The sequence below is a fragment of the Bacillus sp. REN10 genome (genome assembly GCF_016820555.1).
In the GTDB taxonomy this organism is placed as follows: Bacteria; Bacillota; Bacilli; order Bacillales; family Domibacillaceae; genus Bacillus_CE.
In genome coordinates this window covers 25,752-41,718 of the sequence record NZ_JADHDW010000017.1, presented here as the reverse complement: position 1 = coordinate 41,718, position 15,967 = coordinate 25,752, and the positions used below count along the sequence as shown (strand labels likewise).

The following is a 15,967-nucleotide window of genomic DNA, read 5'->3' as shown; positions in this document are numbered from 1 at the left end:
TGGGAGCGTCAGTCCCCAAGACAGACGAGGGTGTTGTATACGCCTATGGACATCGTCCAGCTTCTGATGTCTTGGAGATCGACAAGAAACCCCTACCTCAAGAGCGAAGCAATAGGTGGGGGAGGTTCATCGAGGAGAATCTGTATATTTTTCACAAATTAACATAATGGTAAACTAAAAAGGAGTCCATCTTCGTTCGTGTAAGATAGGCTCCTTTTCTATGAATGAACAATAATTATTTAACAAGTCCATTTTGGAAGGCATAAATAACCGCTTGAGTTCGATCTTGAACTTCTAGCTTTGATAAAATGTTGCTGACATGTGTTTTTACTGTTTTCAAGGAAATAAACAGTTCATCTGCAATATCTTGATTGGCTTTGCCTTGAGCAACGAGCAATAGTACTTCTCGCTCCCGTTCTGTTAATTCTTCATGAAGAGCAACCTTGTGCCCCTGACGCATCCTCTTCATCATTTTCCCTGTCACTTCAGGTTCCAATACGGGCTCTCCTTCATACGTTTTGCGAATGGCTTCAGCAATGACGCCCGCTTTCGATGTCTTTAACAGATAGCTGATCGCCCCTGCTTCTAGGGCAGGATATACTTTTTCATCATCCAAAAAGCTTGTCACAATAATAATTTTTGCTTCTGGCCATTGTGTCATTATTTGCTTCGTTGCTTCAATGCCATCTAACTTTGGCATGACAAGATCCATTAAAATAATGTCTGGCTTGAATTGAAGAGCCTTCTCTACTGCTATTTCGCCATCTTCTGCTTCCGCTACTACTTCAATATCAGGCTGTGCCATTAAATAAGCAGACACACCGATACGTACCATTTCGTGATCATCTACAAGCAGTACCTTAATCATTTCTTCCTTCCCCCTCTATTCGCTTGAGTGGGACTTTTACTTCTAGTTTTGTCCCTTGAGCCGGCAGTGAAATAATTTTCAATGTTCCGCCTATTTCAATCGCTCGTTCGTACATATTTTGTAATCCATAAGAACCGACTTTGTTCGTTTCTACGTCGAAACCTACTCCGTCATCACTAATCCTTAAAATCACCACGCCATCTCGCCATACATTTAGTACATCCAGGCGGCTTGCTTTTGCATGACGCAACGTATTGGAGATAGACTCTTGAATAATTCGAAATAAGTGATCTTCCATGCCGCGGTCCATTGGGATTTCTTCCGTTGTCCAATGAATCGAGAGAGGGACCTTTTGGGACAATTCGAGCAATAGGCTATCGATCCCTTCTTTTAACGATTTCCCGTCTAAAGGAACTGGCCGCAAGTGTAAAAGTAAAGCCCTCATCTCTAGCTGTGATTGCTGAATCATTTCTTCCACCATCGCCAATTGCTTTGTCTCCATCGCATCATCAGCTTGACGGTTCTCATTCACAGCGGACATCATCATTGAAGCAGCAAATAACTGCTGGGAAACAGAGTCGTGCAATTCGCGAGCAAGCCGATGTCTTTCTTGAGAAACCATTTCTTCAATTAGACTCTCCTGGCTCTCTGTTTTCTCTCGAACGAGGCGTCTGGCCGCCTGCTTTTGCTCCGCTACTGCCTGCTCTAGCTGTTGAAACTTTTGTTCAATTGCCGCAAAATCTGCTGTTAGTTTTTTCTCTTCAGGTAAGTCTTCCTTTCCTGATACTAACCAATCGAGTCGTTCTTCTAACCTTTTCAACGAAGACCATTGTAGCCAACCATATAACATCCCGAAGAAAAAAGAGGTACTCACTGCCGCAGCCGCAACAAAAAAGATAAATGGTAAATCAAATAATTTTTTTTCAAGATACACTTCCCAGTTTGACTGAGGAAAACTAATCATGAAAGCAGAAATCACAATAGAAGTGATGACCAAGACGGCAAGAAACATTTGCCTAAACTGTTTGGCAAACACGCTCATACTCGGTTCACCTCCAGATCTCCCAATAAAGTGGAGACAAAAATGACAACGGCAGGATCGCCCCCTTCTTGATCTGCCAGTTGGTGGTCTTCGTAGTAAAACGTATCATTCCAAATCGTAACTGGAACGCGTTGAAACATATAGGCATTTCCAGCTAAAGCGGTATATCGAATACGCACTGGCGTTTCATAAGGAATATCAATTTTCACCTTTCCCATTACCTGCCGGATCGAAATAACAGCTGGCCCTTTCGGTAAAACCGTATTGCTCAAATTCACCGTAATGTCGCCAAGCCCTCCTTGAATATGGATATCTTTCCATTCGTAAGGCTGATCAGGTGTAGATTGAACAGAAAATAAACGGTTTTTCATAAAGGGATGCTGAATAGACTGACCAGATTCAATTTCGACCATAGGGATCTTTTCCGGCGTCAACGAAAATCCAGTCGGCTGTTTTTTTGATTGAATGACGCGATATAGCAAATAAACAACGCCAGCAATCACAAGCATTCGCAAACTATTCATGCTTAAAATTAACACGACAATCATAAAGCCCCCGAACCAAAACAGCAGGCGCCCAAACCAATTTCTTTTCCACTTCCGACCAAAATACATCATCGCCATTCCGAAGAAGAGAGGAAAAACAAAATCCGTTTGAAAAAACGTTGCCTCAATAAAAAAAATCAATAAACCAGTAAGTAGAAATATAGTGAGCAAATCTGTACGCTTAAGTGGTGACATCGCTCTTCCCCCTTCCTCGAAACACGAGTTATTTTAAGAATGAAACAAACCCGTCTATGCGGGTTTGTTTCATCTTCTTCAATTTTCAATCATAGCACATTTTATTATGACTGTGCGCTCTTTTCTGTTTGTCTTGCTTGACGTTCAAGATCAGCTAAGCGAGCATCCATTAAGGATGTTTCATAACGGCGATTCACTTTATTCTCTAAATTATCAATGTAAATCTCTAACTCTTCGAAACGACCAAATGGACGAGATGCTTCGTTCGTATCATCAATTAGTTTGTTCATGCTATATTGTGCTCGTGCCACGTTTTCACGCCCCATTAATTCTAGACGACGAACATTCATATCTTTCAATTTATGCTTCATCTCTTCCGCCTTACTTTCAAGCGTAATCAGCTGTTCATTCACAATATCAATCGACTCTTGCAGGCGTTCTGCACGTTCTTTATATACATCAGCTTCTCGTCTAGCAAATGCCGCCAGTTCCGTTTCCCCTGCTTCGGCCGCTACAGCAGCTTGTCTATTACGCTTTTCTTCCAAACGACGCGCTTCTCGCAATTCACGCTCAAATTCCTGTTTTAATAATTGCTGGCGTTCTAACAGTTTGACAGCCTTCTCTGTTTCTTTCTTCGCCTCGCGTAAGTATTGATTTAACATCGCAATTGGATTCTTTTTTTCCTTTTCCTCCACATACTCAAACAATCCGGCTTCCACTGTTCTGATCATTCTTTTAAAAATATTTTCCATTTTACTCTCTCCTTAACTATTCATTTATTTCATTAATTGCTTCCATTCTCTTTCAAAGTTCACAAATGGATCAGTCTCTTTCTCTACTTCTACTAACTCCTCTTCATTCCACTTTTTATAGACCATGTACAGCACAACTAGTGCTCCAACTCCTAGAAGTGCAGGAACATTCCCTACTGCCACAAAAAATGCGATGAGTCCAGCCATGCCCCAAAATGCTTTCGTCATTTTTGATGGAGACTTTTGAAACTGCGTCCATGCCACATACATAATTCCTGCACAGATCACTAGAGCAATGACAGGACCTAAACTGGCCGCAGCGATGATGGCAGCTAGTCCACCTATACAAAACAGCATCACCTTTTTCATTTTCTATCCTCTCTCCTTTCGTTATCTTGTTTATATCTTACCGTTGATTTCTTTATTTCATAACGAGCCTGGGATGGAACTTTCACTCGGACCTGAGACTGAGAAAAACAAAAGAGCTTGTTTAGTGGCGTATAGACTGGAATGATCCACACGGGATAGGAGCACCTTACACGAATTCCTTTCATACAAATAAAAAACCCCCTATCAAGATAGAGGAATAACTAATGCTCGATTTATTAAGTTTTTAGAATAATTCCCCTGTGTATTTCCCTTTAAATCCCTGTAGCTCCCCAAAAAGCTATAGTAATCCAAAACATTTTCACTATATTAGAGGACGGCTTCTGAAATTGTTCCCATGCGACATAAATGACAATGGCGGATACAATTAAACTAAGGATTGCTCCGAGGCTTGAAATTATCATTAATAAGGCTATTGTAAAGATATGAAACAACATCGCCGTATTCATTATTTCCTCTCCCCCTCTTCTGATCATTATCTATTTATTACGTTACTCTCATAAACCCATCACCATAACAATCCATAGATGGAACTTTCCCTCAGACTTGAGACCGAGAACACGCATTAGTAGTAACATCAGACAGGAAAGAGGAAAAATTAGGAATAAAAACAAAACTAGCAGTCGTCCGCTCCATATCCTCACAAAAAAAGTGCCCCAAATGAGGGACACTTCTGTTACTTTCTATGCATTTTAAATTCTAGAAACAATTCATTGTAATAAGCCAACATTTTGGGACCAAGATTTTCGTATACTTCAAGTCTTTCGGTCAATTCTGCCTCAGGATAAAAGCGTTGATCATTCACTACATCCTCCGGCATAAATTCCAACGCCTTTTTATTCGGTGTGGAGTAGCCAACATAATCCGCATTTTGTGCAGCGTTTTTCGGATCAAGCATAAAGTTGATAAATTGATGAGCCGCCTCAACGTTTTTCGACGTTTTCGGAATCACCATATTATCAAACCACAAATTTGACCCTTCTTCTGGTACAACATATTCCAAACTCTCATTTTCAGACATTACATCCGCAGCGGTACCAGACCAAACGACACCAATTTTTGCTTCATTATTTATCATGAGTAATTGGATTTCATCGCCAACAATTGCTTTCACGTTTGGTGTCAGTTCATCCAGCTTTTCCTTTGCTTCTATTAAATGTTCTTTATTCGTATCATTCAACGAATAGCCTAATGTATTTAAGCCCATACCGATGACTTCACGAGCGCCATCTACTAAAAATACATCATTTTTATAGCTTTCATCCCATAAATCATTCCAAGCAGTAATTTTCTTTCCACCCATTAAATCTTGATTATAAAGAATGCCCACCGTTCCCCAAAAATAGGGGATCGAATATTTATTTCCTTCATCAAATGCAAGATCCATAAAGCGCGGATCAATATTTTTCAAATTAGGCAATTGGCTATGATCCACCGGAATGAGCAAATCATTTTTTTTCATTTTATCGATGGCATATTCGGATGGAACAGCAATATCGTAAGCTGTTCCGCCTTGTTCAATTTTCGTCATCATCGCTTCATTTGAATCGAACGTTTCATAAATGACTTTAATGCCCGTTTCTTTTTCAAATTTCGTGATTAAATCTGGGTCAATGTAATCGCCCCAGTTATACACGGTTAGTGTATTACCCACTGTTTGCCCAGTAGAGGCATTTAGTCGAGAAGCGATATACATCAAGAGAAAGGCAAGCGCAAAAACAGCGATTAATCCGCGAAGTAATTTATTCATTTTCGTGCCCCCCATCCAGTTGGCCGGTTATTCTTTTTCGTAATAAAGTAGTAACCAATCACAAGAATAACTGTAAACAAGAATAATAATGTCGATAACGCATTAATATTTAATGAAATTCCTTGACGAGCAAGTGAATAAATCTCAACTGATAACGTACTAAAGCCATTTCCTGTCACGAAAAAGGTCACAGCAAAATCATCTAAAGAGTACGTTAACGCGAGAAAGAATCCGGCGAAAACCCCTGGTGAAATATAGGGCAGTATCACTTTTGAAAATACATCCCATTGGCTAGCCCCTAAATCACGAGCCGCATCAATTAACGACGTACTCATCTCTTGCAGCTTTGGCAACACCATAATGACGACAATTGGAATCGAAAAGGCAATATGCGATAACAACACTGACATAAAGCCAAGCTTAATGCCAAGCATCGTAAATAAAATTAAGAACGAGGCGCCGATAATCACATCTGGACTAACGATTAACACATTATTAAATGACAGCAATGTATTTTGAACGATTCGCTTTTTCATATATACGATCGCTATCGCGCCAAGCACGCCGATAATCGTAGAAATAGCGGCCGATAAAAGAGCGATAATAATCGTATTTAACACAATAATCAACAAGCGTGTATCTTGGAACAATTCCTTGTACCAATCTAATGTAAAGCTTTCAAAATCATTCATCGTACCCCCGCTATTAAACGAGTAGAACACTAAATAGAAAATCGGTGCGTAAAGAACGACGAACATAAACAGTAAATAAGCTTTTGACCAAGCGGTACTTTTTTTCATACTACATAGTCCCCCGCTTTCTTGTGCTAGTCATCAGCATGATAACCACCATCGTAATAATTAAGAATACAGCAATGGCTGAACCCATTCCCCAGTCTTGCGTGACAAGAAAATGCTGTTCAATCGCCGTTCCAAGTGTAATCACACGGTTTCCTGCGATTAAACGAGTGATCATAAACAAGGACAGCGCCGGGATAAAGACAGCCTGCACTCCTGATTTCACTCCATCGATCGTCAGCGGAAACACGACTTTGCGAAACGTGGTCCAAGCGGAAGCCCCCAGATCACGCGAAGCATCGATTAACGTCGGATTCATCTTATCTAACGCATTAAAAATCGGTAAAATCATAAACGGAATAAAAATATAAACAGACACAAAGATAAAGCTAAAGTCTGTAAACAAAATTTGCTGCGTGCCAATTCCGATCAATTCTAAGAAATTATTAGCCGCTCCATAAGTACCAAAGATGCCGATAAAAGCATAAGCCTTCAACAGCAAATTAATCCACGAAGGTAAAATAATTAGTAATAATAGCAATTGCTTATGCTTGGACTTCGTAATGATATAAGCAGCCGGATAAGCAATCAGCAAACAAAAAGCCGTAATTAAAAAGGCATACCAGAAAGAACTCGCGACCATTTTTAAATAAACCGGAGTGAAAAACTTCTCATAATTTCCAAAAGTGAAATTCCCATCAATATCAAAGAAAGAATAGTATACAACTAGCAGAATTGGAGCAACAACAAACAAGACAATCCAAAGAATATATGGAAACAAATACAAACTACGCGTCTTATTCCTCATGGCTAACCTCATCATAAGATTCTAATCGTTTATCAAATTCCTCTTCTGTTTCTCCAAGTCGCATAACATGAATCGCTTCTGAATCAAAATCCAAACCAATCGCATCGCCAACCGTTGCTTTCTTCGTTGAATGAACTAACCATTCATTTTGTTCATCATCATAGCAAAGCATTTCATAGTGAACGCCACGGAACAACTGAGACACAACTCTCGCTTGAATCTTCCCTTGTTCCCAAGTGGTAATTTCTAAATCCTCCGGTCGAATCACAATCTCGACTGGTTCATTGGCGTTTAATCCCTGATCGACACATTCAAATGTCTTTCCTGCAAACTCCACTTCAAAATCTCGAATCATTTTCCCGGGCACAATATTAGACTCTCCGATAAAATCAGCTACAAAGCGGTTAATCGGCTCATCATAAATATCTGTCGGCGTCCCGCTCTGCTGAATTTTCCCTTCATTTAAAACAAAAATCTCATCCGACATTGCTAATGCTTCCTCTTGATCGTGCGTCACAAAAATAAAGGTAATACCGAGACGTTGCTGTAAATCACGAAGCTCATATTGCATTTCTGTACGCAGTTTTAAGTCAAGTGCCGACAACGGTTCATCCAGCAAAATGACTTCCGGTTCATTCACAATCGCCCGTGCAATCGCTACCCGCTGACGTTGCCCTCCTGACATTTCCGTTATTTCACGATTTTCGTATCCGCTCAAGTTCACAAAACGCAACGCTTCTTTTACTTTTTGATCAATATCAGCTTTATTCATTTTTTTAATTCGTAAACCAAAGGCGACATTTTCGTATACATTTAAATGAGGAAATAGAGCATAATCTTGAAATACCGTATTCACTTGGCGTTTATTCGCTGGAACATGATTAATTCGCTCTCCATTAAAGAAAATATCTCCTTGTGATGCCTCAGTAAAACCGGCAATCAAGCGTAAAATCGTCGTCTTCCCGCATCCAGAAGGACCGAGAAGCGTATAGAACTTCCCTCTCTCAATTTCAAAACTCACATGATCAAGAACCACCGTATCATCGTCATATTGCTTTGTAACTTGATCAAAGCGAATAATTACATTTTCACTCATGATGTACCTCCCTATTGTTTACAAGTAAGATTCTGTGACAGTTAAAATGAGCTCCGATGGTCCATCAAAATCATTAATAATTTGATGGGCTTCCGAGGAATGAAAATAGATCGCCTCACCGGCTTTGGCAAAATAGGTTCTCTTTCCCAACTGGATAGCGATGCTTCCTTTCAGCACATAACCAAATGTTTCAGCTAAGGATGGCTCAAACTTCTTAAATTCTCCACCCTTTTCTAAAACGATTTTGACAGGCTCCATTTCTTTCTCATTCGATTCAGGCACTAACCATTGAATGTTATATCCCTTTTCTTCGTCATAGTAGTCCGTTTGATCATCTTCGGTATATACCACTTTTTGCTCTCTCGCTTGCTCATCAAAAAACTCCTTCGGCGAGCAGCCAAGCACTTCAAGAATGTGAAAGAATGTTTCGATGGACGGAGAGCTTAAATCTCGCTCAAGCTGAGAAATATATCCTTTGCTTAAATCCGTCCGTTCTCCAAGCTCCTCTTGCGTTAACCCCTTCTTTAAGCGTAAATTTTTTATTTTTTTCCCAATATCCATTTTATAACCTCTTGCTCTGTTTATAATTAATAAACTTATAGTCAATAAAGTTTACTATTTAATAACTTAATGTTTACCCACAGCATCTTATTATACTGATTTTATAGGTAACTTCAACCACTTCTTCATGTTTTTTATGTAAAATTTGACTATCTTGCGAACAAAAGCATCTTGTGGTAAAATGAATGACAATCAGTCATAAAAAAATAAGGAGGGAAATGATCATGTCATCAGTAAAAGACGGCAAGTATAACAAAATTCTTCAAGCCGCTATTAGCACCATTTCCCAAAAAGGACTTGATAAAACCTCAATATCCGATATTGTTAAAATGGCGGGCGTGGCCCAAGGAACATTTTATTTATATTTTCCGTCCAAAAAAGCCTTAATACCTGCCATTGCCGAAAACCTGTTAACAATGACTTTACATGAAATTAAAACTGGAACGGAAAATGCAGAAGATTTTTGGGAAATTGTTCGTATTATGATCGATGAAACCTTTAAGCTAACGAAGACACATAAAGAGGTGATTGTTCTTTGTTACTCCGGGTTAGCGATCGATCATTCCATGGAAAAGTGGGAAGCTATTTACCAGCCTTATTACCATTGGCTTGAATCTATTTTGGACAGAGCCGTTGCATCTGAAGATATCGTTGGAGAAATCAACATTAATTGGACAGCGAAAATTATTATTAATTTAATTGAAAGTGCCGCTGAAAGATTTTATATTTCAGAAGATGAAAGTAAGCTCGATGCTTTTAAAGAAGAAACGTATTCCTTTTTAAAACGTTCATTAACTTAGTGAAAGAGCAGCAAATGAGGCAGCTCTGTCTCTTTGGTAACAAATATGAATGACAGTCATTCATTAAAAAATAGGAGTGTTAACATTGAATTGGTTAATTGTTTTTGCTGCAGGTATTTTGGAAGTTGTTTGGGCTTCAGGTCTCAAGTATGCAGATTCGATACTTGATTGGATTATTGTATGCGCGCTTATCGCCATTAGCTTTATCATGCTAATCCATTCATACAAAACGATTCCATTGGCAGCAGCTTATACCGTTTTCGTCGGAATTGGAACGGTTGGCACCTACTTGATGGGGATTTATTTAGGAGAACCTTTCTCCATTGCTCAACTAATTTTTTTAGCGATGCTGCTGCTAGGCGTGATCGGAATGAAGTTGGGGACTGGGACAAATAATAAACAGACAGGAGGAGAATCGGCATGAGTTGGGCTTTGTTAATATTATCCGGAATTGAAGAAGTAATCGCGACCATTGCCATGAAATACGTTGATGGCAGAAAGAGAAAATGGCCGATTATTGTGATGGTTGTTGGATTTTTCTTCTCTTTCTTCTGTTTATCCAAAGCCATGCTCGAATTGCCAGCAGGTATCGCCTATGCTGTATGGACAGCGGTCGGCACGATCGGAATTACTCTCGTCAGTCTATTCTGGTTTAAAGAAAAATTAAACAAACTGCAAGTATTCTCATTAATATTTATTTTGCTAGGCGTCGCTGGATTGCGATTTACAGTTTAATCAGGAAAGCCCTCTTATTATGCGTAACAAGAGGGCTTTCTTTGTTATGTGAAAATAATTTCCGGGAAGCGAGCGACTAATTTTAAACAACTTTTGACTGATCGCTCCATTCCCTCCGATAAACAGGAAAAATCGACCACCCGCTAAAGCCAGTGGTCGATTTTGATCGATTATGCTTGAATTGTAGCTAGTACTTCTTTAAATGATTGAACAACTTTGTCCACTTCTTCGTAGCTGATTGTCAATGGCGGCTCGATGCGGATTGTTTTGGAGTTAACAAGTGTTCCAGCAACTAGTATGCCTTTATCAAACATGCCTTTTGATACTTCGTAGCCGATTTCGTCGTGGTGGAATTCAATTCCGATCATTAAGCCTTGGCCGCGGATTTCAAGTACTTTGTCTTCGTGGCCTTGTGCAGCTTCTTTTAAGCCTTTTAAGAAGTATTCCCCAACTTCAGCCGCTCTTTGCGGAAGGTTTTCTTCAAGTAATACACCAATTGTCGCGATCGCTGCCGCACAAGCTAGCGGGTTACCACCGAAAGTTGTTGTGTGCATGAACGGATTGTCGAATAGGTGTTGAAATACTTTTTCATTCGCTACAACGGCACCAGCTGGCATAACTCCGCCACCGAATGCTTTCGCTAGACAAAGGATATCCGGTTCTACCTCGAATAGATCCGCTGCGAACATTTTTCCTGTACGTCCCATACCTGTTTGTACTTCATCAAAAATTAATACAGCACCGTACTCATCGCAAAGCTCTCTTACTTCTTTCAAGTAGTTAGCTGGAGGAATGATGATTCCGCCTTCGCCTTGAATTGGCTCTAAAATAACTCCTGCTACATCTTCACCAACAAACGCACAAGCTTCAAATGTTTTTCTCATCATGTCGATATCACCAAATGCTACATGACGGAAGCCAGGGATCAATGGTAGAAATGGCTTACGGAATACTCCTTTAGCCGTTCCCGATAATGAACCTAAGCTTTTTCCATGGAAAGCTTTAGTTGTTGCAATGAATGTTGTACGGTCCGTCGACATTTTGGCAATCTTTAACGCCGCTTCCACACTTTCTGTTCCACTGTTTGTAAAGAACGCATATTTTAGATCTCCTGGTGTAATGTCAGCTAAAATTTTGGCTAACATTGCGCGCAATGGATCTAGTAAGTCTTGGCTATGAAGAGCTTGACGGTTTAGCTGATCTGTGACCGCTTTTACCACTTTCGGGTTACGGTGTCCGACGTTATAAATACCGAATCCGCCTAAACAATCAATATATGTTTTTCCATTAATATCTGTAAAGCAAGATCCACCATCAGACCATTCTACTGCCGCAAATTGACCGCCTTCTGTAACTGTTTTACGATAAGCCAGGAAGCCTGGATTGACGTGCTCACGGAAACCATCGACTGTTTCTTTTGTCACCCACTGTGCTTCTTCTTGTGTAACCTCTTCTTTTTCAATTAAGGATAAAACTTGTTCAATATACTCAGAAACTTGTTGCTCGTTATTTACATTATTTTTCAGTTCAGTTGTCATTGATTTGTCCACTCCTATTTTTTAAAGTTATTAGTTTTTAAACCAGCCTGTTTCTTCTACTTGCATATTGATATTGATTTGTTTAATTTCTTGGAATTCTTCTAGACCGAACGTTCCTAAGCTTCGGCCAATGCCGCTTTGTTTATATCCGCCCCATGGCGCTTCGTTATATGTTGGATGGTAAGAGTTGATCCATGTAATTCCTGCACGCAACTTTTTAATGACGCGCATTGCTTTCGCTCCATCGATCGTAAAGACCGCTCCAGCTAAACCATAATCCGTGCCATTTGCTAGACGGATAGCCTCTTCTTCACTGCTAAATTTTTGAATCGCTACGACTGGACCAAAAATTTCTTCCTGAACAATTCTCATATCTTGTGTTGTATCCACGAAAACAGTTGGAGCGACAAAGTAACCATTCTCCATTCCATTTTCAGTTAAACGCTCTCCACCGCAAACTAAGCGAGCGCCTTCTTCTTTGCCGATCTCGATATAACCTAATACTTTTTCCATATGTTGTTTGCTGACTAATGGACCCATTTCTGTTTCTTCATCTAACCCCGGTCCCACTTTAATTTGCTTCGCTCGTTCAACAAAACGTTCAACAAACTGATCATAAATACTGTCTTCTACTAAAATTCTCGAACCTGCTGAACATACTTGACCAGCACCGCAATAAATGCCAAATAGCGCATAGTCTACCGCTACTTCAAAGTCCGCATCAGCAAAAATAATATTTGGTGATTTCCCGCCAAGCTCCAATGAAATTTTCTTCATTGTATCTGCTGCTGTTTTCATAATATGCTTACCTGTTTTCGTTCCCCCAGTAAATGACACCATATCCACGTCTTTATGAGCCGCAATTTCATTACCTACGACAGGTCCTGCCCCATGAACCATATTCATAACACCTTTTGGCACTCCTGCTTCTTCGATAATTTCCATTAATTTCGTTGGTGTGACTGGTGTTACTTCAGATGGTTTAAAGACCACCGTGTTACCCGCCGCAAGAGCCGGAGCGATTTTCCATACACTCATTAAAAGAGGGAAATTCCAAGGAACGATTAATCCGCAAACACCAACAGGTTCTCTAACAACCATCGCTTGCATGGGATCAGCTACATGATATGTTTGACCATCAGGCTGTGTAATCATACCCGCATAATATCTAAAGCACGCTGCTGCATCAGCCATATCAAATCCAGCTTCACGTAGAGGTTTCCCGTTATTCATCGTTTCAAGTTGAGCTAGTTCTTCCGCTTTTTCATCAATTTTATCTGCAATTTTGTATAAATAAGCAGCGCGCTCTACAGTTGGAAGATCTGACCAGATACCGCTTTCAAAAGCTGCCTTAGCAACAGCAATTGCTTGTCTAGCATCTTCTACAGTTCCTTCCGCTGCGTAAGCTATCACTTCACCAGTCGCTGGATTGATTACTTCGCGCGTTTTGTTATCGCTTCCATCTTTCCACTCACCATTAATATACATTTTTAATTGAAGAGTTTTTTCTCCTTTAGTAATTCCTGCTTTTTGTGTCTCTAACATATACTCATCCCCTTTGTTTGTTTTCTTGTCTTATATATTGCAAATATCGTGCCAATTTTCTAAATTTGGTTTTTTTTTATAAAAACGTGATAGCTAAGAGATTTATTCACTTTTCATAGCTGACCTAGATAAATAAACATGGCTCATTTTATTCAAAAATGAATAATGTATGTTTTTATGCATAAAGCTACATCAGTATATCGTCACAAAAAAACGCACATCCCATTGTTAGTTATGTCTAACAATGGGATGTGCAGATCATTACAGTTTAAATTTTTCTTCAGCCTATGATGTTGCTATACTAGTTAACGTGGAGGTTATTTTTTTTCTCCATAATTTTTTGATACTTGCGACTCACCGATGATTGGCTGACTCCGAGAGCTTTTGCGGCCTTAGTTGTTGTTTTATATTGTTTCATCGCCAATGTAATCAATTGTTCTTCTACATCATCTAAAGCTTCCTGTAAAGGAATCACTCTTGTGATGATTGGCTTTGATTTCTTAAAGTCATAGCCTAAAGAGAGAAATTGGCTCACAAACTCAGCATCAATGGCGGATTCGTCGGCGGAAACGACTAGTCTTTCAATAATATTTTGTAATTCACGCACATTCCCCGGCCAAGAATAAAACTCTAACACATTCACCGCATCAGGTGTTAAGTGGAAGTGTTTGTTATATTTATCATTTAATTGTTGCAGAAAATGAAAAGCCAATACTGAAATGTCCTCAGTCCGCTCCCTTAACGGAGGGATATGCACAGGGATGACATTCAGCCGATAAAATAAATCTTCCCTAAAGGTCCCTTGCTCCACCATTTTTTCCAGCTTTTTATTGGTTGCCGCAATAATTTGAACGTCTACTTTTTCAGCAACTGTGCTTCCGACAGGAATAACCTCCTGCTCTTGAAGCACCCTCAATAATTTCACTTGCAAATGCAAGGGCATCTCACCAATCTCATCAAGAAATAATACGCCTTCATTTGCCATTTTAAAATAGCCGTCTTTTCCTTCTTTATCCGCCCCTGTGAAAGCCCCTTTCGCGTAGCCGAAAAGCTCGCTTTCTAGCAAATTCTCTGGAATAGCTCCACAGTTCAATTTCAAAAATGGCTTATGCGATCTTCTTCCAAGCTGATGAATCGCCTGAGCAATCACTTCTTTACCCGAACCTGATTCTCCAGTAATCAAGACGGTCGAAGAGAACTCCGCAATTTTCTTGACTTGTGTAACGATCTTTTCCATTTTTGGACTGCGATACATCAGCTTTTTCATTGTGCGATCTTGATTCTTAAAACTATCTAACTCTTTTTTATATTGTTCAGAGATTTTCTTTATTTCCTTCAATTCGCTTTTTAATCTCGTTGTTTCCGTAATGTCCCTTGAGGCGACGATAATCCGATCAATTTCTCCTTCTTCATTAAAGACTGGATTCCCTACCGCCAACACCTTTCTTCCATTTTTCGTTTCTTGAACAATCGACACTTTTTTCTTGCGCTCAAGCACTAGTCGCGTAACAGATGGGCTAAATAATCCCTGTTCTTCTAGCTGTGAAATATTCTTCCCAAGCAATTCTTTTAAATCCGTATCCCAAAAATCAGGAACGACATTTTCACTGTAGCGAATCAGTTCCCCTTTGTGATTTACTACTAATATTTCATCGTAAATGGTTGATAAAATGGCGTTTAAATCCGTGTTTAAATTTTTAATATCTTCTATTTCCATCGCCATTTCTTCAATTTTAGGGATATCTTGAACGACGATCAGCATTCCTTCGATCTCTTGATCTTGATTCAAGATAGGGCAATAATCTAGCAGTACGCCCATTTCATCTGTTAACTGCACTTGATTTAAAATCGTTTTTCCTGTAGCGAATACGCTTTCAATATGCGCCGAATGAAAAATCGATTGAGCTGGTTGATTCATTACTTTTTCGGCAGTAGACTTGATCATTTTCAACCCAGCATCATTACAATTAATAATAATCTTCTCTCGATCAACAACAAACATCCCCATTGGAATAGATGTGAGCAAAGTTTGAATTAAATTCACACTCTGGTCTTCTTGTTTAAACAATTCTGCTAATAATTCTTCTCGTTTTAAATACCCGATCGGTTTCCCCTGTTCATTAAGAATAATCGTTAATGGCTCACCGATCACTTGGAAAATAACCGGTAAGGAAATCGTTTGATTCACTTGGTATACTTTATCGATGGAAACAGCCTCAGTCATTAACGTCTGAAATTTAACTTGGCCTTTATCAGCTAAGCGATTGCTTTTTAAATGGAGATAGCTGATTAATTCATTTTGTTTCGTAATAAATACATAGGGCTCTTTTATTTTGCTAATATCAATGTCATTGTCCTTTGTTTGATCTTCCATAGCAAGAGTGATCAGCGGTTTTACCTTTTCTTCATTAATATTAAACATGTACCTTCCTCCCTTCCCTGTTTTCCCCACTTATTATTTTAACAAAATTTTATCATAATATTAATTGTTTCGAATATATAAATAATTACCCTAAAAAAAGAAGATGGCTCTCCATCTTCTTTTTTA

At 39.4% G+C, this 15,967-nt stretch carries 17 protein-coding genes; 3 read left to right on the top strand and 14 right to left on the bottom strand.

Features of this window, described 5'->3' with window-relative positions:
* Positions 1 to 235: 235 nt before the first annotated feature.
* From IRB43_RS16270 to IRB43_RS16220, 11 genes are all read right to left on the bottom strand, one after another.
* Complete coding sequence (locus IRB43_RS16270) at positions 236 to 868, bottom strand: response regulator transcription factor (protein WP_203364528.1); 633 nt, start codon at positions 866 to 868, stop codon at positions 236 to 238.
* Positions 861 to 1,910 (bottom strand): sensor histidine kinase, encoded by a 1,050-nt coding sequence (locus tag IRB43_RS16265; RefSeq protein WP_203364527.1) that lies wholly within the window; start codon positions 1,908 to 1,910, stop codon positions 861 to 863. Before IRB43_RS16265 ends, IRB43_RS16270 begins: the two co-directional genes overlap by 8 nt.
* On the bottom strand, positions 1,907 to 2,650 hold the full coding sequence (gene liaF / locus IRB43_RS16260; protein WP_203364526.1) for a cell wall-active antibiotics response protein LiaF: 744 nt from the start codon (positions 2,648 to 2,650) through the stop codon (positions 1,907 to 1,909). The genes IRB43_RS16265 and liaF overlap by 4 nt, the downstream gene beginning before the upstream one ends.
* Positions 2,651 to 2,754: 104 nt before the next feature.
* A complete protein-coding gene (locus IRB43_RS16255) occupies positions 2,755 to 3,402 on the bottom strand; it encodes a PspA/IM30 family protein (protein ID WP_203364525.1) in 648 nt (215 codons plus the stop codon).
* A gap of 24 nt (positions 3,403 to 3,426) precedes the next feature.
* Positions 3,427 to 3,771, bottom strand: coding sequence for a lmo0954 family membrane protein (locus IRB43_RS16250; RefSeq protein ID WP_203364524.1), 345 nt, complete (start codon positions 3,769 to 3,771; stop codon positions 3,427 to 3,429).
* A gap of 272 nt (positions 3,772 to 4,043) precedes the next feature.
* Positions 4,044 to 4,238, bottom strand: coding sequence for a lmo0954 family membrane protein (locus IRB43_RS16245; RefSeq protein WP_203364523.1), 195 nt, complete (start codon positions 4,236 to 4,238; stop codon positions 4,044 to 4,046).
* Positions 4,239 to 4,465: 227 nt separating this feature from the next.
* Positions 4,466 to 5,539, bottom strand: a complete 1,074-nt coding sequence (locus IRB43_RS16240) for an ABC transporter substrate-binding protein (protein ID WP_203364522.1) — start codon at positions 5,537 to 5,539, stop codon at positions 4,466 to 4,468.
* Positions 5,536 to 6,339: an ABC transporter permease gene (locus tag IRB43_RS16235; protein WP_203364521.1), complete on the bottom strand. Its 804-nt coding sequence runs from the start codon at positions 6,337 to 6,339 to the stop codon at positions 5,536 to 5,538. Before IRB43_RS16235 ends, IRB43_RS16240 begins: the two co-directional genes overlap by 4 nt.
* A gap of 1 nt (position 6,340) precedes the next feature.
* Positions 6,341 to 7,144 carry an ABC transporter permease gene (locus IRB43_RS16230; protein ID WP_203364520.1) on the bottom strand — a complete coding sequence of 268 codons (804 nt, stop codon included), beginning with the start codon at positions 7,142 to 7,144 and terminating at the stop codon, positions 6,341 to 6,343.
* Positions 7,134 to 8,240 carry an ABC transporter ATP-binding protein gene (locus IRB43_RS16225; protein ID WP_203364519.1) on the bottom strand — a complete coding sequence of 369 codons (1,107 nt, stop codon included), beginning with the start codon at positions 8,238 to 8,240 and terminating at the stop codon, positions 7,134 to 7,136. The genes IRB43_RS16230 and IRB43_RS16225 overlap by 11 nt, the downstream gene beginning before the upstream one ends.
* A gap of 18 nt (positions 8,241 to 8,258) precedes the next feature.
* Positions 8,259 to 8,801: a helix-turn-helix domain-containing protein gene (locus IRB43_RS16220; RefSeq protein ID WP_203364518.1), complete on the bottom strand. Its 543-nt coding sequence runs from the start codon at positions 8,799 to 8,801 to the stop codon at positions 8,259 to 8,261.
* 224 nt (positions 8,802 to 9,025) lie between these two features.
* Here IRB43_RS16220 and IRB43_RS16215 point away from each other — a divergent pair, with 224 nt between their 5' ends.
* From IRB43_RS16215 to IRB43_RS16205, 3 genes are all read left to right on the top strand, one after another.
* Positions 9,026 to 9,601, top strand: a complete 576-nt coding sequence (locus IRB43_RS16215) for a TetR/AcrR family transcriptional regulator (RefSeq protein WP_203364517.1) — start codon at positions 9,026 to 9,028, stop codon at positions 9,599 to 9,601.
* Between the two features lie 85 nt (positions 9,602 to 9,686).
* The gene (locus IRB43_RS16210) at positions 9,687 to 10,025 is read left to right on the top strand and encodes a DMT family transporter (protein WP_203364516.1); all 339 of its coding nucleotides are present in this window, start codon (positions 9,687 to 9,689) and stop codon (positions 10,023 to 10,025) included.
* The gene (locus IRB43_RS16205) at positions 10,022 to 10,336 is read left to right on the top strand and encodes a DMT family transporter (RefSeq protein ID WP_203364515.1); all 315 of its coding nucleotides are present in this window, start codon (positions 10,022 to 10,024) and stop codon (positions 10,334 to 10,336) included. Before IRB43_RS16210 ends, IRB43_RS16205 begins: the two co-directional genes overlap by 4 nt.
* Before the next feature lie 170 nt (positions 10,337 to 10,506).
* Here IRB43_RS16205 and IRB43_RS16200 read toward each other — a convergent pair whose 3' ends face one another.
* The 3 genes from IRB43_RS16200 to IRB43_RS16190 form a co-directional block, all read right to left on the bottom strand.
* Complete coding sequence (locus tag IRB43_RS16200) at positions 10,507 to 11,874, bottom strand: putrescine aminotransferase (protein WP_203364514.1); 1,368 nt, start codon at positions 11,872 to 11,874, stop codon at positions 10,507 to 10,509.
* Positions 11,875 to 11,904: 30 nt separating this feature from the next.
* On the bottom strand, positions 11,905 to 13,419 hold the full coding sequence (locus IRB43_RS16195; RefSeq protein ID WP_238942065.1) for an aldehyde dehydrogenase family protein: 1,515 nt from the start codon (positions 13,417 to 13,419) through the stop codon (positions 11,905 to 11,907).
* 301 nt (positions 13,420 to 13,720) lie between these two features.
* Positions 13,721 to 15,841, bottom strand: coding sequence for a sigma 54-interacting transcriptional regulator (locus tag IRB43_RS16190; RefSeq protein ID WP_203364513.1), 2,121 nt, complete (start codon positions 15,839 to 15,841; stop codon positions 13,721 to 13,723).
* Positions 15,842 to 15,967: the final 126 nt, after the last annotated feature.